The sequence below is a fragment of the Rhizobium sp. NXC14 genome (assembly GCF_002117485.1).
Lineage (GTDB): Bacteria > Pseudomonadota > Alphaproteobacteria > Rhizobiales > Rhizobiaceae > Rhizobium.
Genome location: NZ_CP021030.1, coordinates 1045533 through 1069760, shown reverse-complemented (window position 1 = coordinate 1069760; position 24228 = coordinate 1045533). Strand labels below are relative to the sequence as shown.

Sequence of the window (24228 nt, the reverse complement as noted above, 5' to 3'; positions counted from 1 at the left end):
GGGTCACGGACAGGAGAGACGGGATGATTTCACCCGAGATAGCAGCAAGGCCGCAGGCGTCTGCGCTTGGCGCGATCGATCACACCGAGCCGTCGCTGCCGATGGAGCTCGTCGAGCTCGAACTTTCACTCGAAGGTTATGCCGGCGGTGACGCCGGCTTCTGCGAGGCGGTGCGCCAGGCAGCCGGTCGTTCCGGCGGCGAACTGCTGTTCGACCTGCCGGCCGCCGGCCTGATCGAGGATTGCCGGCGCATCGCCGTCTTGCGCATTCCCGATGGCGAGAACATGCGCGTCGTGCTGGCGCTGCTCGATCATAACGGCACCGAGATACGCATGCAGGCGCCCGACGAGGAGACCGCCCATCTGGTGCGCTTTGCCGATGCCTTCATCGAGGTGCTGGAGCGGATCTGAGCGCGACCTAGCGCCGCTCGGCCGCGGCTTCCGCCAGGCTGCGGAAGGGAAACTTGCGCCCGCATTCGCATTTGATCATGAAGCTTTCCTGATGGTTGGAAGCCCGCTGCACGCCGAAGCCGCGCGGCAGGTGATCGACCGTGAAACCCGGATGCTTGCGCTTGGGATCGTCGATCTCCGAGGCCTCGGCAAAACCAGCATTGCCGCATTGCGGGCAGTTCAGCTTCTTCGAAAATCGATCGCGGATGGCCATGCTCGGTTCCAGTGTTTTCCGGCCTCCTCATACAGAGGAATCGCCGGCGGCGAAAGTGGAACCATCTGCCTGGGCTGCCGTTCCCTTTTTCAAAAGGAGGCGATCATGCCGAACAGAGACCCGATCCCGACACCGACGACTGACACACCGCGCGGTCCGACGCCGACGCCGGGCGTCCCCGACCGCACCCAGGAAAAACCGCCGCTCACACCGGCGCAGGACCCGGGTGATACGAAAAACCCGCAAGACCCGCCGCTCGACCCGGCGTTACTGCCGATCGGGGATCCGGCCGGGGCGGCGTAGCAACACGTCCCCTTTTGCACTCCTCACTTTTTTGAGGTTAGCCTCGGCGTCGGCGGCCCCCTCATCCGCCCTACGGGCACCTTCTCCCCGCTGGGGAGAAGAGGGAATCGCGAGGTCGCGGCATAACCCCTTCGCCCCAGCGGGGAGAAGGTGGCCCGAAGGGTCGGATGAGGGGCCGCACGGCACACCATTCACGTCATCACCCATCTCGGCGTTCGCTCGCTTGACGCCACCACCCGAATGGCATTTCCTCAGGGAAAAGCAAGGAACACCCCGATGCGCCTCCCCCTTCTCCTCACCCTCCTCGCCGTGACCGCCGGCCTTTCCGCCTGCCAGACGATGACGCCGGAGGAGCGGCGGGCGGCGGATGAGCAGAAGTGCCTGAGCTATGGTTTCCGCCGCGGCACCGATGCGTTCGCCACCTGCCTGCAGCGCATCGAGCTCGACCGGCGGGCCGAATCGCGGGCTGCGAGTGCCGAGCTGATGCACAGCATGGCCTGGGATCTGAACGGGCCATACGTCTACCGCGATCACTGGCGCTATCACCACTGAAGGCCGGCTCGCCCGGTTTTACCGGTTTTCCGAAATCACCGCCTGGGCCGCCGCCAGTCTGGCGATCGGCACGCGGAAGGGCGAGCAGGAGACATAGTCGAGGCCGATCGTCTCACAAAAGCGGATCGAGGCCGGGTCGCCGCCATGTTCGCCGCAGATGCCGAGCTTCATGTCGTTGCGGGTGCGCCGACCGCGTTCGGCGGCGATGCTGATCAATTCCCCCACCCCGTCGAAATCGAGCGAGATGAAGGGATCGTGCTCGATGATGCCCTTGCGCTGATAGGTGGGGATGAAGGCGGAGGCATCGTCGCGCGAGATGCCGAAAGTTGTCTGCGTCAGGTCGTTGGTGCCGAAGGAGAAGAACTCGGCCGCCTCGGCGATCACATGGGCGCGTAGCGCCGCGCGCGGCAGCTCGATCATCGTGCCGACGAGATAATCGATCTTCATGCCGGCTTCGGCCATGACATTGCCGGCGATGGCGTCGATGCAGGCTTTGACGTAATCGAGCTCGGAACGGAGGCCAACGAGCGGCACCATGATCTCGGGCACGACCGCCGCTCCGGTCTCCTGGGCGGCCGCCACCGCCGCCTCGAAGATGGCGCGGGCCTGCATCTCGACGATCTCCGGATAGGAGATCGCCAGCCGGCAGCCGCGATGGCCGAGCATCGGGTTGAACTCGTGCAGCGCATCGACGCGCTGGCGCAGGACAAGCGGCTCCATGCCCATGGCAAAGGCAACCTCGGCGACCTCGTCGTCGGTCTTCGGCAGGAATTCGTGCAGCGGCGGATCGAGCAGGCGGATCGTCACCGGCAGGCCGTGCATGACGGTGAAGAGGCCGGTGAAATCCAGGCGCTGCATCGGCAAGAGCTTGTCGAGCGCCAGCCGCCTGCCCTTCTCATCCTCGGCAAGGATCATCTCGCGCATGACATGGATGCGCTCGCCCTCGAAGAACATGTGTTCGGTGCGGCAAAGGCCGATGCCCTCGGCGCCGAAGGAGCGGGCGGCGCGGGCATCGGCCGGCGTATCGGCATTGGTGCGCACCGTCATCCGCCGCGCCCGGTCGGCCCAGCCCATGATGCGGCCGAAATCGCCCGAAAGCTCCGGCTGGATCATCGGCACCTCCCCCTTCAGCACCTGGCCGGCCGAGCCGTCGATGGTGATGATGTCGCCCTTCTTCAGGGTGACGCCGATGCCGAGCAGCCGTTCGTTGCGTTGATCGATGCGCATGGTGCCGGCGCCGACAACGCAGGGAATGCCCATGCCGCGGGCGACCACCGCCGCATGGCTGGTCATGCCGCCGCGCGTCGTCAGGATGCCTTCGGCGGCATGCATCCCGTGAATATCCTCCGGGCTGGTCTCGACCCTAAGCAGGATCACCTTGCGGCCCTCGGCTTCCGCTTCGACAGCTTCTTCCGCGGTGAAGACGATGGCGCCGGTCGCGGCCCCCGGTGAGGCCGGCAGGCCGGTGCCGATCACCTGGCGGTTGACGCGCGGATCGATCGTCGGATGCAGGAGTTGATCGAGGCTCGACGGTTCGATGCGCAGCACCGCCTCCTCCTCGGTAATCAATTTCTCATCGACCATGTCGACGGCGATCTTCATCGCCGCCCGGGTCGACCGCTTGCCCGCGCGTGTCTGCAGCATCCACAGCTTGCCGCGCTCGATGGTGAATTCGATATCCTGCATATCGCGGTAATGCATCTCGAGCTCGCTGCAGATGCGGGTGAGCTCGCGGAAGGCCTCCGGCATCAGCTTTTCCATCGAGGGCTTGTCGGAGCCGGAGGAAAGCCGCCCCTCCTCGGTGATGCTGTGCGGCGTGCGGATGCCGGCAACGACATCCTCGCCTTGCGCATTGACGAGGAATTCGCCGTAGAGCGCCTTCTCGCCGGTCGAGGGGTTGCGGGTGAAGGCGACGCCGGTGGCCGAGCTATTGCCGAGATTGCCGAAAACCATGGCCTGGATATTGACCGCCGTGCCCCAGCCTTCGGGGATATTGTGCAGCTGGCGATAGGTGACGGCGCGCGCGCTCATCCAGCTGGAAAAGACCGCGCCAACCGCGCCCCAGAGCTGGACTTCCGGATTCTGCGGGAATTCCCGATCGAGCTCCTCCTCGATCAGCCTCTTGTAGAGCGAGACGATATGCTGCCATTCGGTGGCGCTGAGCTCGGTATCGAGTTCGTGGCCGAGCTTGGCCTTCTCGTCTTCGAGAATCTCCTCGAAGGCGTCGTTCCCAAGCCCCATGACGACGTCGGCATACATCTGGATGAAGCGGCGGTAGCTGTCCCAGGCAAAACGCGCATCGCCGGCATCGTGGCCGAGCGCCTGCACCGTCTCGTCGTTGAGGCCGAGGTTCAGCACCGTGTCCATCATGCCGGGCATGGAGACGCGAGCGCCGGAGCGCACGGAGAGCAGCAGCGGCTGGCTGGTGGATCCGAAATGGCGGCCGGTGATGGCCTCGATCGCAGCTATGCCGGCGCGCACCTCGGCCTTCAGCCGGTCGTCGATATGGCCGCCATTCGTGTAATAAGTGTTGCAGGCGCTGCTGACGATCGTCAGCCCCGGCGGGACGGGAAGCCCGAGAGCGCACATTTCAGCGAGGTTGGCGCCTTTGCCGCCGAGAATCTCATGGTCGCGCGCGCCACCCTCAGCCTGTCCGTCGCCGAACCTATAGACCCACTTGGTCATCTTCCCCCCAACACCACAAAAGGATCAGCGTGATCCCTCAGTTTGCTGACATGTCTTGCTCCCCTCGCCGTCATCCTCGGCCTTGTGCCGAGGATCTGCTCCAGATCGACTGGCTGCAGATGCTCGGGACAAGCCCGAGCATGACGAAGGAGAAGTTTAACAAACACCGCCAGCGTCTGGGAAATCAGCTTAATGCCTTGGAGTTGAAATGAAAATCGACAAATGCGGCGAAAATGCTGCGTCGCACAATATTTTCACAGTCACTGGCGGCTGAAAGCCATGTAACCCCGCCTGAAGAAGGCATAAAAAAAGCTTTGCGGGACTGCAACAATGTCCCGCAAAGCCTTGTTTCCGTCCGGCCAGGAAAACCGGACGGGGGGTCCCTCAACCCAGGGCGATTCATGGAACCGCCCTGATCCTTGTTTTCCGCAACTCCTCAAGAGACGCTTCGCATTTCCAGGGATTGCTCAAACAGCTTCCAGGTCCTTGCCCTCTACCTGAAAAGCGCATCGCAAATTCGACAAATCCGCAACTTTGACCGCCCCGCTCTTCAGCAAAGTCATCAGGTTGCGTTGAAACAACTTCTAATGCAAGTCAGAGAAAAGAGCATCACCCAAATGGGGTAGGGACCGCAAGACAGCCGACCTTTTTTGGTGTTTATCGCCGAATGCGGGAAAATTGCACGCGATTTGTACGAATTCCGTCTCGAGCGCGAGTCCCGACCGACCAGTGAGCAATCGCCTCGTCGTCGAAACGACCCTCTCGAAATGCGGCGAGGCAGATCCTGCGCCGATTGCAGACAGCCGTTTCTGCAAAAAGCTGACGCCCGACGGCGGTGAATGTCGGAACCCCGTTTGGCCGCACGTCTTCAATGCAGACAAGCCATGGAGAAAACGATGACGATCACCATTACCGCCTTTGAACGTTCGCCCGATCGGGGCCGTGGGCTGGCGCGCGACATGCGGGTTCGCTGGGCGCTCGAGGAAGCCGGCCAGCCGTATGATGTCCGCCTCGTCTCATTCGAGACGATGAAGCAGCCGGCGCACCTGGCGCGCCAGCCATTCGGGCAGATCCCGACCTATGAGGAAGGCGATCTCACATTGTTCGAATCCGGCGCGATCGTCCTTCATATCGCCGAGCGTCATGGGGGCCTGTTGCCGCAAGACGTCAATGGACGGGCGCGGGCGACTGCCTGGATGTTTGCTGCGCTCAATACGGTGGAGACGCCGATCTTCGAGCACAGCCTCGCCAGGATTCTCGAGCGCGACGAACCCTGGTATGAGAAGCGCCTGCGTTCCCTGGAGGGCAGCATCCGCAAACGGCTGAACAGCCTTTCGGCCCATCTCGGCGACGCCGACTGGCTCGACGGCGCATTCAGCGCCGGCGATTTGCTGATGGCGTCGGTGCTGCTGCGGCTGAAGTCATCCAATATCCTCGACGATTATCCCAGCCTCGCCGCCTATGTCGCCCGCGCTGAGGCGCGACCCGCCTATCAGCGCGCCTTCGCCGCGCAGTTCGCGGTTTTTCAGGCCGCATCGGCGGCGGACTGATCAGGGATCATGGCGGGTCGGTGAACGGCGAAGGCGTCCCACGGCAGAGAAATAGAAGTCCGCGTGTTTGTGTTTGGCCATGGATCCCAGGGTCAAGCCTGGTCAAGCCCTGGGATGACGGAGAGTGTGGTTGGCGTTCTCACCACGCACCGGCGACGCAGCTTGCGGCTCTGCGCCGGCCGTAGCTTCATCGCGCCCCGCACCAACTCTCATTGGTGATCCGAGGGCTTGACCCTGGGAGCACAGCCTCCTCGCAAGACCTCAGGCAATTTCGCGCAGGCGTTCGGCTGTCTGCAGGTCGACGGAGACGAGGGTGGAGACGCCCTGCTCGGCCATGGTGACGCCGAAGAGGCGGTTCATGCGGGCCATGGTGATGGGATTATGGGTGATGATGACGAAGCGGGTCTCGGTCGAAGCCGCCATTTCGTCCATCAGGTTGCAGTAGCGTTCGACATTGTGGTCGTCGAGCGGCGCGTCCACCTCGTCTAGCACGCAGATCGGCGCCGGGTTGGTGAGGAAGACGGCGAAGATCAGCGCCATTGCAGTCAGCGCCTGTTCGCCGCCCGACAGCAGCGTCATCGTCTGCGGCTTCTTGCCGGGCGGGCGGGCCAGGATTTCGAGGCCGGCCTCCAGCGGATCATCGGATTCGATCAGCTGCAGCTCGGCGGTGCCGCCGCCGAAGAGATGGGTGAACAGCCGCTGGAACTGGCCATTGACGACGTCGAAGGCGGCGACCAGGCGCTCGCGGCCCTCGCGGTTCAGGCTCTGGATGGCGCCGCGCAGCTTGCGGATCGCGTCGATGACGTCGTCGCGCTCCTTGATCAGCGCTTCGAGCTTCTCGCTCAGCTCCTTCTGCTCCTCGTCGGCGCGCAGGTTGACGGCGCCGAGCCGTTCGCGCTCCATCTTCAGCCGCTCCAGCTCGCGCTCGACCTCGCGCGGATCGGGCAGAGCCTGCATCGGCTGCAGGCCGGCGAACCGAAGCGCCTCATGCGGCGGCACGTTCAGCGCCTCGCGAATGCGGACTTCACTTTCGTGCCGACGTTCGCGGGCCGAGACCAGGCGCTCCTCGGCGCGGCCGCGGCGTTCGCGGTATTCGGCAAGCTCGGAAAGCGCGGTCGCCGCCTTGTGATCGGCATCGCGCTGGATGCGTTCGGCTTCGGCCAGAAGATCGCCGGCATTGCGGCGCGCCTCCTCGGCCTTCTGTAATTCGCTCAGCAGGGCGCGACGCTTGTCGTCGAATTCGTCAGGCGCCATTTCGAGATCGGCCGCCTCTTCGCGCGCCTCTTCCTCGCGCTCGCGCAGTGTGGCGACATGATCCTCGCCGCTTGCCGCCCGCTGGCGCCAGGTCTCGCGCTCCTGGCCGATCGCCATGATGCGGCGCTGGCGGGCCTCGTTTTCCCTCGCCAGGCTTTCATGACGGGCGCGGGCCTCGGCGAGCGTGCCGCGGTCGGTCGCCACTTCCGCCTGCTGGAAGCGCAAGCGCTCGTCGATCTCGGTGAGATCGGGCGCGTCCTCCAGCTCGATTCGGGCGTTTTCCTCCTGGACGCCGATCTCTTCCAATTGCGCGCCCAGCTGGCTCGCAGCCTCGCTGACGACGTCGCGGCGGCGGATGAGATCGCCGGAAGCCCGCTCGGCCGCAGCCAGCGCCTCGCGCGCTTCGGCCAGATGGCGCGCCGACAGCCGGCTCATGTCGCGGGCCTCGGCCAGCCGCCGCTCCTCGAGGCGGATCGAATCGGCCGCCCCTGCCTGCCGCTCTTCGGCCTCGGCAAGCACATCACGGGCGATCGCCGCTTCGCTTTCGAGTTCGGCCAGGCGGTTCTTCTGGGCAAGGCGCAGCGCGGCAGCGCTCGGGGCATCGGCGCCGGTGACATGGCCGTCCCAGCGATAGACGGCGCCCTCCTTCGTCACCAGCCGCTGGCCGGGCTTCAGCGCCGCCATCAGGGAGCGCGCGTCGCCATCGGCGACCAGGCCGATCTGGCGCAGGCGGCGGGTGAGAGCTGATGGCGCGCTGATATGAGCGATCAGCGGCACGGCGCCTTCGGGAAGCGCCGGATCGCCGGCGCCATCGCCATTGACAGACCAATGGGCCGGCGCCTCGGCATCGAGCGGCGATTCCAGATCGTCGCCGAGTGCTGCACCGAGCGCCGTCTCGAAGCCGCGATCGACCTTCAGCTCCTCGGCAATCGGCGGGAACTTGCCGGCCGCGGCACCGGCGGCGAGCATGCGGGAAATGGTGCGGGCTTCGGTTTCCAGCGCATTCAGGCCAGAGCGGGCCTGATCGACCGGCGCGCGCGACAGTGCCTCGGCCTGACGGGCAGCCGCCAGCGCCTGTTCGACCGTCTGGACGGCGGCATCGGCATCGGCAAGCGCGATTTCGCCGGCCTCGACCATCGCGCGTTTTTCATCCGGATCGGGCAGGCCTGATATCTTCTCGCCGATCGCCGACAATTCCGCGTTTGCTTCGTCCATCTGGCGCTCGAGGCGCATGCGGCGGTCAGCCAGATCGCGAATGGCGCGCTCCAGCTGGTTGCGCCCGGCGGCGGCTTCAGCGCGCTCGGCCGTCAGCTGCGTGAAGATGCGCTCGCTGTCGGCAAGTTTTGCCGCCGCCGCTTCGAAGGCTTCGCGTGTCTCCTCGGCATGACGGCCGGAATCGGCGAGGATGTCCGAAATCTCGGCCTCTTCGGCGTCGAGCTTGGCGAGGATGACGGCATTATCGGCCACCAGCCGCTCCTCGCGGCGGATATCCTCGGCAAGCTGGGCGAGACGGCGGGTCAGTTCGTCGCGGCGGCGCAGGATGCGGCCGGCATCCTCCTCCAGCTGGCTCCTGGCGATCTGCAGGCGCTGCAGGGCGGCGGCGGCGCGCGCCTCGCCGTCGCGCAGTTCCGGCAGCTTCAGGCTGGCGATGCCCTGCTGCTTGGCTGCCTCCATCTGCGCTTGCGCCTTTTCGGCAACGATTGATGTCGCCTGGTTCAGAGCGCTGTCGGCCTCCGCCTCAGCCTCCTTGGCCTGCACCCAGCGGATATGCAGCAGCATCGCCTCGCGGGCGCGGATATCGGCCGACAGCGTCTTGAATCGATTGGCCTGGCGCGCCTGGCGCTTCAGGCTCTCGATCTGGCTTTCGAGCTGCGAGGTGACGTCGTCGAGGCGCTCGAGATTGGTTTCGGCAGCGCGCAGACGCAGCTCGGCCTCATGGCGGCGCGAATGCAGGCCCGAAATGCCGGCCGCTTCTTCCAGGAGCTGGCGGCGGGCCTGCGGCTTTGCCTGGATCAGCTCGCCAATACGGCCCTGGCCGACCATCGAGGGTGAACGGGCGCCGGTCGAGGCATCGGCAAACAGCAGCTGCACATCCTTGGCGCGGCTTTCCTTCCCGTTGATGCGATAGAGCGAGCCCTGCTCGCGCTCGATGCGGCGGGTGACCTGGATCTCGTCGCTGTCGTTGAAGGCGGCAGGTGCGGTCCGCTCGCCATTGTCGAGATAGAGGGCCACCTCGGCGGTATTGCGGGCTGGGCGGTTGCCGGAGCCGGAAAAGATCACGTCGTCCATGCCGGAGGCGCGCATGTTCTTGTATGAATTCTCGCCCATCACCCAGCGCAGCGCCTCGACGAGATTGGACTTGCCGCAGCCGTTCGGGCCGACGACGCCGGTCAGCCCCCGCTCGATGATGAATTCCGTCGGCTCGACGAAGGATTTGAAGCCGACCAGGCGCAGCTTGTTGAACTTCATGCGGAGATATCCACGGCAGGAAGCCCCCTCATCCGCCTGCCGGCACCTTCTCCCCGCTGGGGCGAAGGGGATTTGCCGCAACGTCTCGATTCCCTCTTCTCCCCAGCGGGGAGAAGGTGCCCGTAGGGCGGATGAGGGGGCCACGCCCGCAAACTGCGCTGAAAACGAAAAACGGGCGCACGGCTTTCGCCGTCGCCCGTTGTGGTCGAACGATCCGGTTCAGATGAGGCTGTCGATGAGCTTCGACATGGTGTCAACCGGCATGTCTCCAGAATAGCGCTTGCCATTGATGAGGAAGGTTGGCGTGGCGTTGACGCCGAAATCCTTCGATCCCCTTTCCCGCGTGGCGTTCACTTCATCCAGAAGCTTCTGGTTCGTCAAGCATTTCGTGAAGCTATCCTCAGTAAATCCGGCAAGCTTCGACATCTGCAGCAGTGCAGCGCGGCCGTCATCGGCGGCGGCCCAGACCTGCTGCTGCTTGAACAGCATCGAAACCATCGGGAAATACTGTTCCGGCGTGCTCAACTGCTCCGGATTGGAGGAACTGCAGCGGGCGAGCATGAAGGCCGCCGCCGCACGCGGATCGAAGGGGAATTCGCGGATGATGAACTGCACCTTGCCGGTGTCGACGTATTTCTGCTTGATGGCGTCGAAGGTGGTGTTGTGGAAATGGGCGCAATGCGGGCAGGTCATCGACATATATTCGACGATCTTGACGGGCGCGTCGGCCTTGCCAAGCGCCATTTCCGGCAGCGCGCCGGGTTTCAGCACCTCGGCCATATCGACATCGCCGTCAGACTGCGGCATGTCCCCCGCCGTGGTGGCCGCCGTCTTGATGGTATCGACATTGGTGCCGTCGGCCATGGTCTTGCCGGAAGACGAAGCATCGGCAGCGTCCTTGCTGTCGTTGCAGGCGACAAGCACGGCGGCAGCTGCGGCGATGGCGATTCCGCTCAAGAGGCGGCGTTTCGTCAGTTGCATTTCGGACATCTGCATGGGTTCCCCATAAATGAGATTGACGGCGTGACTGTGCGATATAACGGCTGACAGCCGCCCACAAGGCACTGATCAGCAACTTCCTTCAAAGAATTGTGACCGCGGGAAGACGACTAGACCAAAAATTGCAGGATTGGAGGTTTTGCTCCGAAACTCAGTCGTCCAACCCATGACGCGCCAACAGCTCGGCCAGCGGCACGGTATCGCTCTCGCTCCGCCGAAGCTCTTTGAGGCGCTTTTCAGCAAGATAGATATCTTCGAGGTCGTCGAGCTGCTCGATGATGGCTTGCCGCGCATAGAAACTCTTGCTGCGGCCGGTACGCCTCGAAAGCTGAGTCAGTCGCTTCGATATCAGGGGGCAACTGCAAGACTAGCATGATTTTTCTCCAGTCTGCTGTAGAAGTATAGCCGACGCCTACTCAGAGGGTAATTTGAATGCGTTCTTTCACCAAAGCTTTTCTCTATTCCGTACTCATTGTCTCTGTCGCATTGGCCACGAAGGTCACAAGCGGCATCGCCTCTGAAGACGGCGGGAATATTGTTTTCAGCCAGATGCTTAAATGTCTGAAGCTACCCGCGGACGCGCCGAGCTCCTATGACTTCATGGTTGTGGCGGTCATCAAGGACGGATCTGCCGATTTTCTATCCATCAACTTCCACACGCCGCCATCCGAATGGGAAAAAACGGCTGCCCCGTTGATCGCTGATGCGATCACAGAATGTGAGCCTTACAATTCGATCTCAGGCAGGATGGAATTCGCAGTTACCCGCGAGCGTATCGAAGCAGGATCAAAAAACTAAGCATGCGGTGCCGTGGCACCCCAATGTGTTGCCGGCCAAGATGGGCGTCGCTCATCAGCGCCCATTCCCCCGCTTGCCCATCACCGCAGTCCCCAGTCGCTCAATCGCCTGCCGCAGCTTGTCGCCTTCGATGCCCTCCATCATGCCTTCGAGCTTACGGGCGGCTTCGCCCTTCAGCGGCGGCGGGGTGCGGGAGCGGCGGACGGCTTGCGACACCGGTTTCTGGACGATGCGGATCTGGTGGACGGCGGCGAAGCCGAAGAAGCTGTTGATGCGCTGGATGAGTTCGCCCTGGGCATGGGTGAGGAAGAGCGCGCGTGCCCCTTCGCAGGCGATGGTCAGCACGCCGGGGCGGAAGTTGCCGTCATCGCCGCCGCCGCGAGCCCAGGCGATTTTCTCCGGGCGGGTGCAATCGGCAAAATCCTCGCCGGCGATTTCGCTCCACGAGCCGAGCAGCGCCGTGTTGATGCCGGCGCGCCGGGCAAGGACCGGATCGATCAGCCCGTTCGCCAGCTCGGAAATCTGTTTCACATCTTTGCGTGGATAACTCATCGAAACCCTTGGACGGCGCCCCGAATTGGTGCGGCCGACTTGATCGCGCGGCGTTGCTTCGCCAAGTATAGGGCCTTCCCCCCAATGCGGCAAATCATGACGACCACCACACTCGACACCCCCTCGGCAAAGCCCCTCCTCGACTGGTACGACCGCCATCACCGCGACCTGCCCTGGCGCGTTTCGCCCGGCATGGCGGCGCGCGGCGTCCGCGCCGATCCCTATCGCGTCTGGCTGTCCGAGGTGATGCTGCAGCAGACCACGGTGCAGGCGGTCAAACCCTATTTCGAGAAATTTCTCCGGCGCTGGCCTGACGTCACCGATCTCGCCGCCGCCGACAACGACGAGGTGATGGCCGCCTGGGCGGGCCTCGGCTATTACGCGCGCGCCCGCAATCTGAAGAAATGCGCCGAAGCGGTGGCGAGGGAACATGGCGGCGTCTTTCCGGACACCGAGGAGGATCTGAAATCGCTCCCCGGGATCGGCGACTATACGGCAGCGGCCATCGCGGCCATCGCCTTCAACCGGCAGGCTGCGGTCATGGACGGCAATGTCGAGCGGGTGATCTCCAGGCTTTATGCGATCGAAACACCGCTTCCGGCCGCCAAGCCGCTGATGAAGGCGAAGGTGGCGCTGCTGACGCCGCCGGGCCGGCCGGGCGATTTCGCCCAGGCGATGATGGATCTCGGAGCGACGATCTGCACGCCGAAGCGGCCGGCCTGTTCACTCTGTCCGTTCCGCGATGCCTGTCAGGCACTGAGGCTTTCCGATCCCGAGCTCTTTCCGGTCAAGGCGGCGAAGAAGGAAAAGCCCGTGCGCCATGGCGCGGCCTTTATCGCGGTGACCAGAGAGGGCGAAATCCTGCTCAGGCGGCGCGGTGAAAGCGGCCTGCTCGGCGGCATGACCGAGGTGCCGACGACAGCCTGGACGGCGCGGCTCGACGGCGAAACCTCGGCGGCGGCCGCTCCTTTCGCCGCCGGATGGCAGGCCAGCGGCACTGTTACCCATGTCTTCACCCATTTCGAGCTCAGGCTTGCAATCTGGCGGGCGGCGATTGCCCAAAAGCCTGACATGGATGACGGATGGTGGGAACCCGTTACAAATCTTGAAGCGCAGGCCTTGCCGACAGTCATGAAAAAAGCGATCGCAGCGGCTATTCCTCTCGCATTCAAAACATCCAGGGCATAAACATGACCACCGAAATAAAGCATATCGTTTTCGATATCGGCAAAGTCCTCATTCATTACGATCCCAATCTACCCTTCGCCCGCCTCATTCCCGACGAGGCCGAGCGCAACTGGTTCTTCGCCAATATCTGCACCCATGACTGGAACGTCGAGCAGGACCGCGGCCGCACCTGGGCGGAGGCCGAAGCGCTGCTGATCGAAGCGCATCCGACGCGCGAGGAGCATATCCGCGCCTTCCGCAAATACTGGCATGAGATGGTGCCGCACGCCTATGAGGAGAGCGTCGCGATCATGGAGGGACTGATCGAGGAGGGCCGTGACGTGACGATGCTCACCAACTTCGCCTCCGACACGTTTCGCGAGGCGCAGGTGCGTTTCCCCTTTCTGACGAAACCGCGCGGCGTCACCGTTTCCGGCGATGTCGGCCTGATCAAGCCCGACATCGCGATATACGAGACGCATACGAAGAGCTTCGGCCTCGATCCCGCCGCGACGATCTTCATCGACGACGCGCCGGCCAATGTCGAAGGTGCGAAGGCTTTCGGCTGGAATGCGGTGCTGTTTTCGGGCACGGATAAACTGCGCAGCGATCTCGCCGCCCATGGCGTGACGGTCTGAGACCCATGGCCTTCGACCCGGCAGAAGAAATCGAACGCTTCCACGCCGCCATCAACGCGCTGGATTTTCCCACAATCGAGGACTATTTCGCCGAGGACGCGACCTATGTCTCGAACGGGGTCGGCAGCCTTGCCGGGCGCACCGAGATCATGGCCGCCTTCCGGCGCTATTTCGACGATTACCCCGATCAGACGGCCGAGAATTCGCTGGTGGAAAACCTGACGCCCCTCTCCGGCCGCGCCGTCTGGTCGCTCCGCGCCACCCACAGCCGCACCGGCAAGCCGCTGGTGCGTGAAGGCGAGGAGACGATCACCTTCAATGAAGATGGCCGCATCACGCGCGTCGAGGTCACCGACTATCGCCAGTTCTGATCATCGCGCATCCCCGCTCAAATAGAAGACGCCCGAGGCTCGAGCCCCGGGCGCCTTGGCCTTCTTCCGCAACTGGAGGAAACCGGAAGAAGGTATTTCGATCCCCAGAGCATGATGCCGAAAAGTGTAAGCGGTTTTCGGACGACATCATGCTCTCATTTTCTGACTTGGATCCGGATTCAAATTTTAGGCCAATCTGGCCTAAAATCATCCGGATCTAGGCGCTGCTCAATCCACCTTTGCCAGATCACTGCGGATGACGGACCTCAGATCGTCGATCGGGCGCAGGGACTGCCCGTCTTCGAAGTGCCAGAAGGTCCATCCGTTGCATGCATCGAGACCCTGCACCTTGGCGCCGAGACGATGAATGGAGCCGGCCTCGCCGCCGGAGGCCACCGTGCCGTCGGCGCGCACGATGGCGCTGTAGCGGCGCCTGGCATCGGTCAGCACCTGGCCGGGCTTGATCAGGCCGCTTTCAACAAGCACGTTGAAGGCGACGCGGACTTCGGCCTTCTTGCCGGTCATGACCGTCAGTTCCGCCTTCCCGAGCGGCTCGACGGCGGCAATGCGGGCCGAAGCCGCATCGATATAATCCTGCTCCCGCTCGATGCCGACGAAGTGGCGGCCAAGGCGCTTGGCGACGGCGCCTGTTGTTCCCGAACCGAAGAAGGGATCGAGCACGATATCGCCTGGTTTGGTCGAAGCCATGATGACGCGGGCAAGCAGCGCCTCCGGCTTCTGCGTCGGATGCACCTTCTTGCCATCCTCGCCCTTCAACCGTTCGCTGCCGTTGCAGATCGGGAACAGCCAGTCCGAGCGCATCTGCACGTCGTCATTGGCCGCCTTCATCGCATCGTAGTTGAAGGTGTAGCCCTTGGCCTTGGCATTGGGGCTCGCCCAGATCATCGTCTCATGGGCGTTCTGGAAACGGCGGCCCTTGAAATTCGGCATCGGATTGGTCTTACGCCAGATGATGTCGTTCAGGATCCAGAAATTCAGGTCCTGCAGCGTGGCGCCGACGCGGAAGATATTGTGGTAGGAGCCGATCACCCAGATCGAGCCCGTCGGCTTCAGCACCCGGCGGCAGGCGAGCAGCCAGGCGCGGGTGAAGGCGTCATAGGCTTCGAAGGAGGCGAACTGATCCCATTCGTCGTCGACCGCATCGACCAGCGACTGGTCGGGACGGTGCAGCGTTCCGCCGAGCTGAAGATTATACGGAGGGTCGGCGAAGATCACATCAACGGAGTGGTTGGGCAAGGCTTCAAGGGCGCTCACGCAGTCGCCCTTGATGATCGTGTCAACCCAGGAGTCCGCCTTGACGGAAGCCTTGAGGTCGGCAAGCGGAAAAACTGACGCCATTCTGATACTCACTCATACGCTTTACGCTTAACTCTCCGTTATGGTTACCCAACTTAGTTACCAAAGCCTGAAGCGATGACCGGTTTCGGGAATTTATTGTGGCGGCACCCTCTCCTGATCACGCCGCATCATGGACTTTGCGGCTGTCGGCCGGCGCCTCGTCGCGTTCGAACATGCCGTAATCACGCACGACACTGGCGATCCGCAGGCGGTAATCGGCGAAGACGCCGCCGCGGCCGGCCTGCTGGGCGGTCCGGTGGGCCTCGCGATTGCGCCATTCCTTGACCGCCGCCTCATCACGGAAGAAGGACAGTGACAGCAGCTTGCCGCGATTGGTGAGGCTTTCGAACCGTTCGATCGAGATGAAGCCGTCGATGGTTTCGAGCTCGGCGCGCAGCTCGCCGGCGAGATCGAGATATTTGTGGCGTTCGCCCATATAGGGCACGACTTCGAAGATGACGGCGATCATGGCAGCACCAGCTTGGCGTGGGGAGCGGAGACGTTTTTCAGGAAGATGCGGTCCTCCTTAAGGATGAAGCGTTCGCGTCTGGCAAAGTCGTAATTCTCGCGGCCGAGTGGGTCGGCGGCCAGCCTGGCGCGATAGGCTTCGTAAGCGGCGAGGCTTTCGATGTTGTAGACGCCGTAGGCCGTCGTCGCCGAGCCCTCATGCGGGGCGAAATAGCCGATCAGATCGGCGCCGTTGCGAGGAATCGCCTGGCCCCAATTCTCGGCATATTCGGCAAAGGCTTGCTTCCTGAAGGGGTCGATCTCATAACGGATAAAGCAGGTGATCATCGGGTTCTCCTTTGTGCTTCCCGTTTTCGCACATTGCCGGACGGCGATGCTTCGGTTACGATCGAAGTATGAAGGAAGGACCAGACATTGCCCACATCGGCGCGCTCATCGGTGATCCCGCTCGCGCCAACATGCTTGCGGCGCTGACCGGCGGGCGGGCGCTGACGGCGACCGAGCTTGCCGGCGTCGGCGGCATCACCGTGCAGACGGCAAGCACCCATCTCGCCAAGCTCGAAGCCGGCGGCCTGATCGCCCAGCGCAAGCAGGGGCGCCACCGCTATTTCACGCTGGCCGACGAGGCTGTCGCCCGGCTGATCGAAAGCATGATGGGCTTTGCCGCCGGCCGCGGGCATCTGCGCCACCGGCCCGGTCCGAAGGAGCCGGCGCTGCGCAAGGCGCGCATCTGCTACGATCATCTCGCCGGCGATTACGGCGTGCGCATGCTCGACAGCCTGATTGCCTCAGGCGCGATCGAGGCGGTCGGAGAGGGTCTTGCGCTGACAGATAAGGGCGAGAGCGATCTCGCCCGCATCGGCATCGACGTCGGCAATCTCAGATACTCGCGCCGGCCGCTCTGCCGTTCCTGCCTCGACTGGAGCGAAAGGCGCGCCCATCTGGCCGGCAGCCTTGGCAAGGCGCTGCTTTCAAGTTTCCTCGACAGGGGCTGGGCGCGGCGAACGACGGAAAGCCGCTCGATCCTCTTTACCCCGGAAGGCGACCGGCAATTTCTATTGCTTTTTCCGGCTGGATAGACTGGCTGCAGATCTGCAAGAACCTGCCACGAAGTTGCGGACGGTGCTCCATTATGCCCTTGGGGTCTTTTCACCTTCCTGCCGCACATGCGCCCGCAGCGCCGCCAGCGTCAGCGCCAGCGCCGCGTGATTGCTCTCGGCTTCGCCCAGCACGCTTGCGCCTTCCGCCGCTTCGCGCAGTTGCGCACCGTAAAGCAGATCTTCCGGGGTCTGGCGGCCGCGGGCGAGGTGCCAGGTCGCATCCGGCCGAATTTCCCGGCAAAGATCGATGGCGTGATTGACGTCGCGGGTGAACGGCCGCGCCATCAGGAAGCCGTGCTCAGACCTGATGCTGCTCGGCAGGTAGTCGCGAGGGCCATCGAAATCTTTTGGCTCGGCCGGCCGGAATTGCTTCAGCATAAAGGCGCAGGTGATGAAGGCGTCGATCCGGCCGTCGGGCATATCCGTCTTTTCCAGGGTTTCGATGATATCCTCGATCGTCATGCAGTCTTCCTCTTCGTTCACTTTCGGGCATGCCGCGTCCCTCCCACGGCGGCGGTGGTTTCATCTTCCCGGAGCGCCATCTAGTGCACGAAGAGTTCAAAGGTAGCCCTGGCAATGTTGCTGGTTGCCGATCAACCGAATTTCATCGATTTCGCACTCGCCGCGCTTGAGTTGCCACCCCAGAGCACCCGCTCCAGTCGAACAGCGTTCGCATTCGGCACGAGCGCGGGCTGCCATCCGGCGTCCTTTGCTGGCGCGCGAAGCCATCAACCGCTAGCAGCCTTTCTTCCGCATCTTCTTTTCGATCTTTGCCTTCCTTTCAGGCCCGTCGCCGGCATGTTTTCCGCCGGTCAAACCATGATCCATCATCGCCTGCAGCTGCGCACAGCTTCTGTGATTGTGGTGCTTGCCGCCCTTGGCGGCGGCATCGGCGGATGTGAAGGCCAATAGCAGCGCTCCAGCCGCCGCTGATCGAACAAGAGCCGACAGCCTCATGGTCCCTCTCCTCTCGCCGCCCATAGTAGGATCAAGCCCCTGAACCGGCAATGATGCTGGTGTCGCTCCGCCGCAGAACAGCGTTGCAAGTTCCTTCGCAGCGGACCGATCACGATCGGAATCAGACCAAAGTCGGGGTTTCATCCGACCGAGGGCTTAGCAGAGGAACAGTGAGGTTTAACCGAAGTTTGACATGGAGCTATCCATCCACTCCGGATGCGAAAGCGCCTCAAGAACAAACGGAGGAATATCCTATGATGAAGGTAACACATCTGGCATTGGCGGCGGCCCTTCTGGCCGGCACGGCGGCGTCGGGCTACGCCCAATCGTCAAGCACGGTCGGAACCGGCGGCTCGTCGGCAGGCGGCGGAACTGCGAGCAGCACCGTCGGTACTGGTGGCAGCTCTGCCGGGGGCACCTGCCCGGCCGGCACGACCAACTGCAATTCCGGCTCGTCCTCGACCCTCGGCACCGGCGGCTCGTCGGCTGGCGGCGGCACATCCAGCAGTTCTGTCGGCACCGGCGGTAGCGCTGCTGGTTCGGGGTCCGGCTCGGGCTCTGCTTCGACGCTCGGCACCGGCGGTTCATCGGCCGGCGGCGGCACGTCCAGCAGCAGCGTGGGAACCGGCGGTAGCGCCGCAGGTTCGGGCGATGCCAATTCCGCTTCGAGTGTCGGAACCGGCGCATCGTCGGCGGATGGAGACAAGACCGGCAGTACTGTCGGCACCGGCAGCAGTGCTGCAGGCTCTTCGCACGACAACAAAGGCAAGAAAGGCTGCGCACCGGGCCAGGTCAAGAAGGACGCCGCCGGCACTAAAGGTTGCTGACGACGTCGGCCGGCGCCTTGATGGCGCCGGCCAAAACCTTTGGAGATGAAAGCAATGACCAGATTTCCGACAATCGCATTGACGGCATCGCTCGTGGCGATCGGCGGGCAGGCCATGGCCGAGGAGATCAAGCTCGACGACGGAACGACGTGCACCGTCGTCCAGTCCCAGGCGGGCGACATGTCCACCACCGTCACCGCCGGCAACGGGCATGTGTCCTCGTCGACCACGACGGGGAGCGGTTCGGCCGGCTCCACCTCGTCATCGGCCTCCGCCGGATCCTCGTCGAGTTCGGGAAGCGTCGACAGCTATTCGACCGCCAGCGTTACCCGGCCCGACGGCACCGTCATCACCAAACGTTCCGATGGAACCTGTTCGGTGACGAAACCAAAGAAATAGGAGATGGCAATGAAACCTATCAATGTTATTGCTGCCGCCTCGATCGCACTGCTCGCATCGAGCCCGGCCGTTCTTGCAGAAGAGTGTAATGCGGCAGGAACCGTTGGAACGGCGGGAAGCGCTGCTGTCGGCGGCACATCCGCGAACTCCGTCGGGACGGCCGGCGCCTGCCAGACTGACGGCGGCACGACATCGTCGATCGGATCCGGCGGAAGTGCCGCGACGGTCGACGGAAAGGCGCAAAGCAAGACCCACATCAATGACAATGGCGACAAGCTGAAGGCGCAGACCAAGGCCCAGGCGGTCGACCAGGGCACGTTCAGCAAGTCGCGCACCAAGACCAGCACGGACGGCGACAGCTTGCAAAGCACAACGCGTACGATGTCGCATGTTCCCGGCGAGAAGCCGGTGAAAGGCACGACCACTCAGAAGATCATCTTGCCGCAACAATAAGGTAAGTGGGCTCACCTCTCTTGAACAAGGTGAGCCGTGCCTTACCGCCATTGCGGATCGGCGCTCAATGCCGGTCCTCCCCGCCGCCAACACAGAGAATTCAACCATCCATCGAGCGAGACCGCTACAACCTGTGGAGCTGCAATGCTGGGTGAGCTCGTTTCGCGATTCAAGCTGCGTTCGACAGCTTCGACGCAGCCTGCGGCGTGCCTCGGTTCCTCAGTTCATGGCGTTGTGGAAAGTCTCGAAAATCAGCGCCCGCAGCCAGCGATGGGCGGGATCTGCATCCATGCGAGGGTGCCAGGCCTGGACGATGTTGAAAACCGGCACGGCGACTGGCAGGTCAAAGGTCCTGATCTCACTGATCGGGGAAGACTTGCAATAGGACTTCGGGATAGAGCCGATCAGATCGGAAGCCGCTGCAACGGCGATCACCGCCGGGAAACTCGGGACGATCAGCCTGACATCCCGGTAAAGGTCCAGCTCGGCGAGCGCCCTGTCGACGGGACCGGCATAGTCCGCTTGCGGCGAGAAGACCACATGACCACAGGCGGCATAGCCCGCAGCCGTTAGCCCTGCATCGAAGATCGGATGCCCCGCCCTTGCGACACCGACGAACCGGTCCTCGAAAAGGCTCTGGCAACGCAGCTCCCCGCCGTCGCGCGGCAGGACACCGATATCCAAATCGATTGCCGCGTCCCGCAAAGCCTGAACGTCCTTGTCCGATCGCGGCGCAAAACGAAGCCTTATCCCCGGTGCGGCGTTGGTCACGGCGGCGCTGAGGTCGGCGGCGTAGAGAAGCACGAAGGCCTCATTGGCACGGATGGTGAAGTCGCGCCGCACTTCCCGGATTTCCACGGTCGATGGCGGACTCAGCACCGCTTTCACGGCGGCCTTCAACACCTGCACCTCTTCGGCAATCGCCAGGGCATGCGGTGTGGCGACCATGCCGCGCCCGGCCGGCACCAGGATCGGATCGCCGAGTGCCGCCCGCAAGCGCGACAGCGTCCGGCTCATGGCCGATGTGCTGAGGCCAAGCCGGCGAGCGGCGGCCGATACGCTCTGCTCGCGCAGCAACGCATCCAGTGCCACCAGAAGATTGAAATCGAGATCGGACATGGCGCTATCCTATCAGGCATGGCGCTGCATGCAACGGTCAATTGCTTCAGTTGCGTCTGGCGCAGGAGATCGACGAGGGCTAATGAATCGGCCATCCCATAAGCATCCCGGAGTTTCCATGTCCCTCACCTGCACCCCCCCGATCTCTCAAGATGGCCTGGCGTCACCCCGACGGTACCTGGCTGTCGCCCTCCTGCTTCTGGCAATTGTTCTCGTCGTTCTGGATGGGGCGATTGCCAATGTCGCCTTGCCTTCGATCGCGCTTTCGCTGCACGCGCAAGCGGATAGCACCGTATGGGTCGTCTCCGCCTATCAGCTGGCCGTGCTCGTCGCCATTCTTCCCTGCGGGGCGCTCGGCGAGATCTACGGCGCGCGCAGGGTCTTCCTGATCGGCGTCGCGCTGTTTACCGCGGCGTCCGCAGCCTGCGCCTTGGCGGGCGATCTGCCCGTGCTGATCCTTGCTCGTTTCGCGCAGGGCCTTGGCGCGGGCGCGATCATGGCCCTCGCGATGATGAACCTGCGCCAGGCCCTGCCGCAGCACATGCTGGGTCCGATCATCGGCGTCAATGCCATGATCATCGCCATTTCCTCGGCGGCGGGCCCGGGCCTTGCCGGCGCCATCCTTTCCGTTACGAGCTGGCCCTGGCTGTTTGCGGTCAACATACCGCTAGGCATGATCGTTCTCTTCGGCGGCGGCCTGCTGGGGCAGGTCGAAGGCGCGAAGCGGAAGCTGAATGCGAAGGTGTTGCTGGCCAATACAGCGATGTTCATCCTGTTCTTTTCAGGCGCCGACCGGATTGCGACCGCCCCAGTCAGCGGTGCCGCCCTCATCGTGGCGTCGCTCGCCTGCCTGTTCAGCCTGCTGCGCCTCGAACGGAACAGTGACGTCCCGCTCATTCCGACCGATCTCCTGGCCGCACCGGCATTCCGCGTATCGGTCATCGCCTCGATCTTCTGCTTCTGCGGTCAGATGCTGGGCACCATCGCGCTCCCCTTCTACCTGCAGCACAGGCTGCACATGACGCCGGTTCTGGCCGGTCTCTACATGATGGCCTGGCCGGCCGCGACTGCGATCATTGCGCCCGTCTCGGGACGCCTGGCAAACCGCGTCAAGACGGCATGGCTTTGCGCCATCGGCGGGGCGCTGTTGGCGCTTGGTCTGCTGGTGGCGGGCCTGACGCCGCCCGATCCGCGCGGCATCGCCTTTGTCGTCGGCACCGTGGTCGCCGGCCTCGGTTTCGGACTGTTCCAGACGCCGAACAACCGCATTCTCCTTCTTTCGGCACCGAAAGCCAGAAGCGGTGCGGCCGGCGCCATGCAGGGCACCGCGCGGCTTCTCGGCCAAACCCTGGGCGGGATCTCCATGTCAATCCTATTTGCAACATTGCCGTTGTCGACGGCACTCGACTTTGCGGTGGTCATATCAGGCGGCTGCGCTGCCGCAGCCAGTTTGGTCAGCCTGAGCCGGGCGCGCCACGAAGTGGCGGGACAGCCCGGAGCGTCCTGAACGAGCTTCTGGTTGTCCGGGTGGGAGCGGGCTTTACGGAGCCGGTCGCCTGCCGCATCGCAGCCATGCTTGAGATCAGGTTGAGCTTTGGCCGGCCATCGTGTAAAGCCGCAGCATCCCCGGACAAGACCAGATTTCCAGCAAGGCGTGAACAATGGACGGCTTCGATCTCATCATCTTCGACTGCGACGGTGTTCTCGTCGATTCCGAAATCATCGCGGCCGAAGTTGAATCCGCGCTGCTGACGGAGGCCGGATATCCGATCGGCGTCGAGGAAATGGGCGAGCGTTTCGCCGGCATGACCTGGCACAACATCCTGCTGCAGGTCGAGCGTGAGGCCAGCATCCCGCTTTCGGCCTCTCTGCTCGACAAGTCCGAGAAGCTGCTCGACCTCAGGCTAGCGAATGACGTCAAGGCGATCCCAGGCGTCGAATTCGCCGTCTCCAGGCTGCCGATGAAGCGCTGCATCTGCTCGAATTCGAGCATGAAGCGGCTCGACATGATGCTGGGCAAGGTCGGCCTGAAGCCGCTCTTCGCGCCCAACATCTTCTCCGCCAAGGACCTCGGCCCCGACCGCGTCAAGCCGAAGCCGGATATCTTCCTGCACGGCGCAAGCCGCATGGGTGTTTCACCCGACAAGACTGTCGTGGTCGAGGATTCCGTTCACGGCGTACATGCGGCGCGCGCCGCCGGCATGCGCGTCATCGGCTTTACCGGCGCCTCGCACAGCTACCCCGCCCATGCCGACAAACTGACCGACGCCGGCGCCGAGACGGTGATCTCACGCATGAACGACCTGCCGGGCGTCGTTGCCGCGCTGGCCGCCTGGGAAGGCGTGCTTTAAGGACTCGGCCATTCGCTCGGCTGCTGGGCCCCTCAAGCCCTGGGATGACGGAGTGTGTGGCTGGCGTTCTCGCCAAACGCATCGGCGGCGCAGCTTGTGAGACGTCGCTGAGGTTTGTGAAGGACGCTCCTGCCGAAGCGCCGCATCTGCCGTCGCTTCATCGTGGCTGCCGAGCCGATGTGCCCAGACACCACCTCTGATGCGCCGGCGGGCTAATGCATCCGGCACCACCTCTCTCAGCGCCGCGGAGTTATCGATCGCCGCACCACCTCTCCTCCGTCATCCCAGGGCTTGACCCTGGGACCCATGCGGCGGGCACTGTGCGAACAGCGATGGCATTCAACTGCAGGGAAGTTATCCAAGCCGAGTGCTTGGCCGTGGATCCCAGGGTCAAGCCCTGGGATGACGGAATGTGGGGTTGGCGATGTTGCCAAACGCACCGGCGGCGCAGCTTTTAAGACGTCGCTATTACCGAGGCTTGTGAGGGGCGCTCCTGCCGAAGCTCGTGCGAATGCAAAATCTAGCTGCTCTTCTTGCTCTTGGCCGGCTGGGTGTCGAAGCCAACGTTGACGCGCACCAGGGCGCCGGCGCCGACGGGCATCTTGATGCCTTCCTTGCGGAAGATGACCTGCGTGCCCGGCGAGCCCGCCGGGATTTCGGTCGCGAACTTGGTGACCTCGGAGTAGAGCACGTTCTCGCCGTCGAGAACGCTGACGCGAATCGGCAGCGTCACCGGGCCGGGAGCGCCGGCGGGGCCGGTGATCAGGCGCAGCTGGGCGACGACGGTCATCGTCAGATTGGTGTCGTTCAACATGCACTGGCGGGTGTAATCGCCGAAGGAGGCCTGGACGACGATCTGCTGCGGATCGTCCTTCTTGCCCTTGGCGTAAGTGCGGAAGATCGCATCCTGATCGCGCATGAAGATCTGCGGGCAGGCGCCCTGGACGACGGGGGCAGTCGTGCCCTGCGCGGTCTTGGCAGTGCCGATCGACGGATTGTTCGAGGAGGGGTTGGCGGGTGCCAGCGGCATGATCTGGGCGTTGCCGTTCGGCTGGGCGGGCGCAGCCTCCGGTTTGCTGTCGCCGCCGATGCCGAGCGAATTGCAGCCGGCGAGCAGGCCGACAAGAGAAGCGGAGACGATGAGACGCGAGACCTTGCCGAGCACGATATTCCACCCCTTGCACAAGCGTTTCT

The 24228-nt window shown here is 63.6% G+C and carries 26 protein-coding genes and 2 pseudogenes; 14 read left to right on the top strand and 14 right to left on the bottom strand.

Going from position 1 to position 24228, the window contains the following annotated elements; all coding sequences use genetic code 11:
- The first annotated feature begins 23 nt into the window (after nucleotides 1-23).
- On the top strand, nucleotides 24-410 hold the full coding sequence (locus tag NXC14_RS05220; protein ID WP_085777257.1) for a hypothetical protein: 387 nt from the start codon (nucleotides 24-26) through the stop codon (nucleotides 408-410).
- A 7-nt stretch (nucleotides 411-417) separates the two neighbouring features.
- Here NXC14_RS05220 and NXC14_RS05215 read toward each other — a convergent pair whose 3' ends face one another.
- Nucleotides 418-663 carry a hypothetical protein gene (locus NXC14_RS05215; RefSeq protein ID WP_085777256.1) on the bottom strand — a complete coding sequence of 82 codons (246 nt, stop codon included), beginning with the start codon at nucleotides 661-663 and terminating at the stop codon, nucleotides 418-420.
- 105 nt (nucleotides 664-768) lie between these two features.
- Here NXC14_RS05215 and NXC14_RS05210 point away from each other — a divergent pair, with 105 nt between their 5' ends.
- Nucleotides 769-966 (top strand): hypothetical protein, encoded by a 198-nt coding sequence (locus tag NXC14_RS05210; protein ID WP_085777255.1) that lies wholly within the window; start codon nucleotides 769-771, stop codon nucleotides 964-966.
- Nucleotides 967-978: 12 nt separating this feature from the next.
- Here NXC14_RS05210 and NXC14_RS33280 read toward each other — a convergent pair.
- Nucleotides 979-1173, bottom strand: a pseudogene (locus NXC14_RS33280) (hypothetical protein); the annotation flags it as partial.
- A gap of 69 nt (nucleotides 1174-1242) precedes the next feature.
- Between NXC14_RS33280 and NXC14_RS05205 the strand changes: the two are divergent.
- On the top strand, nucleotides 1243-1518 hold the full coding sequence (locus NXC14_RS05205) for a hypothetical protein (RefSeq protein ID WP_198175505.1): 276 nt from the start codon (nucleotides 1243-1245) through the stop codon (nucleotides 1516-1518).
- Between the two features lie 18 nt (nucleotides 1519-1536).
- On the opposite strand, the gene ppdK is transcribed toward NXC14_RS05205, so the two are convergent.
- The gene (ppdK, locus tag NXC14_RS05200; protein ID WP_085777253.1) at nucleotides 1537-4203 is read right to left on the bottom strand and encodes a pyruvate, phosphate dikinase; all 2667 of its coding nucleotides are present in this window, start codon (nucleotides 4201-4203) and stop codon (nucleotides 1537-1539) included.
- A gap of 896 nt (nucleotides 4204-5099) precedes the next feature.
- On the opposite strand from ppdK, the gene NXC14_RS05195 reads away from it, so the two are divergent.
- Nucleotides 5100-5753, top strand: coding sequence for a glutathione S-transferase family protein (locus tag NXC14_RS05195; protein WP_085777252.1), 654 nt, complete (start codon nucleotides 5100-5102; stop codon nucleotides 5751-5753).
- 261 nt (nucleotides 5754-6014) lie between these two features.
- Here NXC14_RS05195 and NXC14_RS05190 read toward each other — a convergent pair whose 3' ends face one another.
- From NXC14_RS05190 to NXC14_RS05180, 3 genes and pseudogenes are all read right to left on the bottom strand, one after another.
- Nucleotides 6015-9476, bottom strand: a complete 3462-nt coding sequence (locus tag NXC14_RS05190; protein WP_085777251.1) for a chromosome segregation SMC family protein — start codon at nucleotides 9474-9476, stop codon at nucleotides 6015-6017.
- Nucleotides 9477-9695: 219 nt separating this feature from the next.
- Nucleotides 9696-10472, bottom strand: coding sequence for a DsbA family protein (locus NXC14_RS05185; RefSeq protein WP_085777250.1), 777 nt, complete (start codon nucleotides 10470-10472; stop codon nucleotides 9696-9698).
- Nucleotides 10473-10626: 154 nt separating this feature from the next.
- Nucleotides 10627-10849 (bottom strand): annotated as a pseudogene (locus NXC14_RS05180) (TraY domain-containing protein).
- Between the two features lie 58 nt (nucleotides 10850-10907).
- Between NXC14_RS05180 and NXC14_RS05175 the strand changes: the two are divergent.
- Nucleotides 10908-11273, top strand: coding sequence for a hypothetical protein (locus tag NXC14_RS05175; protein WP_085777249.1), 366 nt, complete (start codon nucleotides 10908-10910; stop codon nucleotides 11271-11273).
- Nucleotides 11274-11327: 54 nt separating this feature from the next.
- Here NXC14_RS05175 and NXC14_RS05170 read toward each other — a convergent pair whose 3' ends face one another.
- On the bottom strand, nucleotides 11328-11825 hold the full coding sequence (locus NXC14_RS05170; protein WP_085777248.1) for a DUF721 domain-containing protein: 498 nt from the start codon (nucleotides 11823-11825) through the stop codon (nucleotides 11328-11330).
- 96 nt (nucleotides 11826-11921) lie between these two features.
- Here NXC14_RS05170 and mutY point away from each other — a divergent pair, with 96 nt between their 5' ends.
- From mutY to NXC14_RS05155, 3 genes are read left to right on the top strand one after another with little or no spacing between them, the layout of a single operon-like run.
- Nucleotides 11922-13013, top strand: a complete 1092-nt coding sequence (gene mutY / locus NXC14_RS05165) for an A/G-specific adenine glycosylase (protein ID WP_085777247.1) — start codon at nucleotides 11922-11924, stop codon at nucleotides 13011-13013.
- Between the two features lie 2 nt (nucleotides 13014-13015).
- Nucleotides 13016-13630: an HAD family phosphatase gene (locus NXC14_RS05160; protein WP_085777246.1), complete on the top strand. Its 615-nt coding sequence runs from the start codon at nucleotides 13016-13018 to the stop codon at nucleotides 13628-13630.
- 5 nt (nucleotides 13631-13635) lie between these two features.
- Nucleotides 13636-14001 (top strand): nuclear transport factor 2 family protein, encoded by a 366-nt coding sequence (locus NXC14_RS05155; protein ID WP_085777245.1) that lies wholly within the window; start codon nucleotides 13636-13638, stop codon nucleotides 13999-14001.
- Between the two features lie 228 nt (nucleotides 14002-14229).
- Here NXC14_RS05155 and NXC14_RS05150 read toward each other — a convergent pair whose 3' ends face one another.
- The 3 genes from NXC14_RS05150 to NXC14_RS05140 form a co-directional block, all read right to left on the bottom strand.
- A complete protein-coding gene (locus NXC14_RS05150) occupies nucleotides 14230-15360 on the bottom strand; it encodes a site-specific DNA-methyltransferase (protein WP_085777244.1) in 1131 nt (376 codons plus the stop codon).
- A 118-nt stretch (nucleotides 15361-15478) separates the two neighbouring features.
- Nucleotides 15479-15829, bottom strand: coding sequence for an antibiotic biosynthesis monooxygenase (locus NXC14_RS05145; protein WP_085777243.1), 351 nt, complete (start codon nucleotides 15827-15829; stop codon nucleotides 15479-15481).
- Nucleotides 15826-16155: an NIPSNAP family protein gene (locus NXC14_RS05140; protein ID WP_085777242.1), complete on the bottom strand. Its 330-nt coding sequence runs from the start codon at nucleotides 16153-16155 to the stop codon at nucleotides 15826-15828. The genes NXC14_RS05145 and NXC14_RS05140 overlap by 4 nt, the downstream gene beginning before the upstream one ends.
- 68 nt (nucleotides 16156-16223) lie before the next feature.
- On the opposite strand from NXC14_RS05140, the gene NXC14_RS05135 reads away from it, so the two are divergent.
- The gene (locus NXC14_RS05135) at nucleotides 16224-16907 is read left to right on the top strand and encodes a metalloregulator ArsR/SmtB family transcription factor (protein WP_085777241.1); all 684 of its coding nucleotides are present in this window, start codon (nucleotides 16224-16226) and stop codon (nucleotides 16905-16907) included.
- Nucleotides 16908-16958: 51 nt separating this feature from the next.
- Here the strand turns inward: NXC14_RS05135 and NXC14_RS05130 are convergent, their stop codons facing one another.
- Nucleotides 16959-17390, bottom strand: a complete 432-nt coding sequence (locus NXC14_RS05130) for a hypothetical protein (RefSeq protein ID WP_085777240.1) — start codon at nucleotides 17388-17390, stop codon at nucleotides 16959-16961.
- 273 nt (nucleotides 17391-17663) lie between these two features.
- The gene (locus NXC14_RS33275; protein ID WP_085777239.1) at nucleotides 17664-17885 is read right to left on the bottom strand and encodes a hypothetical protein; all 222 of its coding nucleotides are present in this window, start codon (nucleotides 17883-17885) and stop codon (nucleotides 17664-17666) included.
- A 254-nt stretch (nucleotides 17886-18139) separates the two neighbouring features.
- On the opposite strand from NXC14_RS33275, the gene NXC14_RS05120 reads away from it, so the two are divergent.
- From NXC14_RS05120 to NXC14_RS05110, 3 genes are read left to right on the top strand one after another with little or no spacing between them, the layout of a single operon-like run.
- Entirely contained in the window at nucleotides 18140-18712 is a 573-nt protein-coding gene (locus NXC14_RS05120; protein ID WP_085777238.1) for a hypothetical protein, read from the top strand.
- A 54-nt stretch (nucleotides 18713-18766) separates the two neighbouring features.
- On the top strand, nucleotides 18767-19111 hold the full coding sequence (locus NXC14_RS05115; protein ID WP_085777237.1) for a hypothetical protein: 345 nt from the start codon (nucleotides 18767-18769) through the stop codon (nucleotides 19109-19111).
- 9 nt (nucleotides 19112-19120) lie between these two features.
- Nucleotides 19121-19564 (top strand): hypothetical protein, encoded by a 444-nt coding sequence (locus tag NXC14_RS05110; protein ID WP_085777236.1) that lies wholly within the window; start codon nucleotides 19121-19123, stop codon nucleotides 19562-19564.
- A 219-nt stretch (nucleotides 19565-19783) separates the two neighbouring features.
- On the opposite strand, the gene NXC14_RS05105 is transcribed toward NXC14_RS05110, so the two are convergent.
- Nucleotides 19784-20683, bottom strand: a complete 900-nt coding sequence (locus tag NXC14_RS05105; RefSeq protein WP_085777235.1) for a LysR family transcriptional regulator — start codon at nucleotides 20681-20683, stop codon at nucleotides 19784-19786.
- Between the two features lie 118 nt (nucleotides 20684-20801).
- Between NXC14_RS05105 and NXC14_RS05100 the strand changes: the two genes are divergently transcribed.
- Both NXC14_RS05100 and NXC14_RS05095 read left to right on the top strand, forming a co-directional pair.
- Entirely contained in the window at nucleotides 20802-22190 is a 1389-nt protein-coding gene (locus NXC14_RS05100; protein WP_198175503.1) for an MFS transporter, read from the top strand.
- A 154-nt stretch (nucleotides 22191-22344) separates the two neighbouring features.
- On the top strand, nucleotides 22345-23034 hold the full coding sequence (locus tag NXC14_RS05095) for an HAD family hydrolase (protein ID WP_085777234.1): 690 nt from the start codon (nucleotides 22345-22347) through the stop codon (nucleotides 23032-23034).
- Nucleotides 23035-23554: 520 nt separating this feature from the next.
- On the opposite strand, the gene NXC14_RS05090 is transcribed toward NXC14_RS05095, so the two are convergent.
- Nucleotides 23555-24202, bottom strand: coding sequence for a hypothetical protein (locus NXC14_RS05090; protein ID WP_198175525.1), 648 nt, complete (start codon nucleotides 24200-24202; stop codon nucleotides 23555-23557).
- Nucleotides 24203-24228 lie beyond the last annotated feature (26 nt).

Coding starts and splice junctions, on each gene's coding strand:
- NXC14_RS05190 (WP_085777251.1), bottom strand. CDS start 9,476: ATGAAGTTCAACAAGCTGCGCCTGGTCGGCTTCAAATCCTTCGTCGAG.
- NXC14_RS05130 (WP_085777240.1), bottom strand. CDS start 17,390: ATGACGATCGAGGATATCATCGAAACCCTGGAAAAGACGGATATGCCC.
- NXC14_RS05215 (WP_085777256.1), bottom strand. CDS start 663: ATGGCCATCCGCGATCGATTTTCGAAGAAGCTGAACTGCCCGCAATGC.
- NXC14_RS05110 (WP_085777236.1), top strand. CDS start 19,121: ATGAAACCTATCAATGTTATTGCTGCCGCCTCGATCGCACTGCTCGCA.
- NXC14_RS05220 (WP_085777257.1), top strand. CDS start 24: ATGATTTCACCCGAGATAGCAGCAAGGCCGCAGGCGTCTGCGCTTGGC.
- NXC14_RS05105 (WP_085777235.1), bottom strand. CDS start 20,683: ATGTCCGATCTCGATTTCAATCTTCTGGTGGCACTGGATGCGTTGCTG.
- NXC14_RS05115 (WP_085777237.1), top strand. CDS start 18,767: ATGACCAGATTTCCGACAATCGCATTGACGGCATCGCTCGTGGCGATC.
- NXC14_RS05100 (WP_198175503.1), top strand. CDS start 20,802: ATGTCCCTCACCTGCACCCCCCCGATCTCTCAAGATGGCCTGGCGTCA.
- mutY (WP_085777247.1), top strand. CDS start 11,922: ATGACGACCACCACACTCGACACCCCCTCGGCAAAGCCCCTCCTCGAC.
- NXC14_RS33275 (WP_085777239.1), bottom strand. CDS start 17,885: ATGAGGCTGTCGGCTCTTGTTCGATCAGCGGCGGCTGGAGCGCTGCTA.
- NXC14_RS05135 (WP_085777241.1), top strand. CDS start 16,224: ATGAAGGAAGGACCAGACATTGCCCACATCGGCGCGCTCATCGGTGAT.
- NXC14_RS05185 (WP_085777250.1), bottom strand. CDS start 10,472: ATGCAGATGTCCGAAATGCAACTGACGAAACGCCGCCTCTTGAGCGGA.
- ppdK (WP_085777253.1), bottom strand. CDS start 4,203: ATGACCAAGTGGGTCTATAGGTTCGGCGACGGACAGGCTGAGGGTGGC.
- NXC14_RS05155 (WP_085777245.1), top strand. CDS start 13,636: ATGGCCTTCGACCCGGCAGAAGAAATCGAACGCTTCCACGCCGCCATC.
- NXC14_RS05145 (WP_085777243.1), bottom strand. CDS start 15,829: ATGATCGCCGTCATCTTCGAAGTCGTGCCCTATATGGGCGAACGCCAC.
- NXC14_RS05205 (WP_198175505.1), top strand. CDS start 1,243: ATGCGCCTCCCCCTTCTCCTCACCCTCCTCGCCGTGACCGCCGGCCTT.
- NXC14_RS05095 (WP_085777234.1), top strand. CDS start 22,345: ATGGACGGCTTCGATCTCATCATCTTCGACTGCGACGGTGTTCTCGTC.
- NXC14_RS05150 (WP_085777244.1), bottom strand. CDS start 15,360: ATGGCGTCAGTTTTTCCGCTTGCCGACCTCAAGGCTTCCGTCAAGGCG.
- NXC14_RS05170 (WP_085777248.1), bottom strand. CDS start 11,825: ATGAGTTATCCACGCAAAGATGTGAAACAGATTTCCGAGCTGGCGAAC.
- NXC14_RS05140 (WP_085777242.1), bottom strand. CDS start 16,155: ATGATCACCTGCTTTATCCGTTATGAGATCGACCCCTTCAGGAAGCAA.
- NXC14_RS05120 (WP_085777238.1), top strand. CDS start 18,140: ATGATGAAGGTAACACATCTGGCATTGGCGGCGGCCCTTCTGGCCGGC.
- NXC14_RS05175 (WP_085777249.1), top strand. CDS start 10,908: ATGCGTTCTTTCACCAAAGCTTTTCTCTATTCCGTACTCATTGTCTCT.
- NXC14_RS05195 (WP_085777252.1), top strand. CDS start 5,100: ATGACGATCACCATTACCGCCTTTGAACGTTCGCCCGATCGGGGCCGT.
- NXC14_RS05210 (WP_085777255.1), top strand. CDS start 769: ATGCCGAACAGAGACCCGATCCCGACACCGACGACTGACACACCGCGC.
- NXC14_RS05160 (WP_085777246.1), top strand. CDS start 13,016: ATGACCACCGAAATAAAGCATATCGTTTTCGATATCGGCAAAGTCCTC.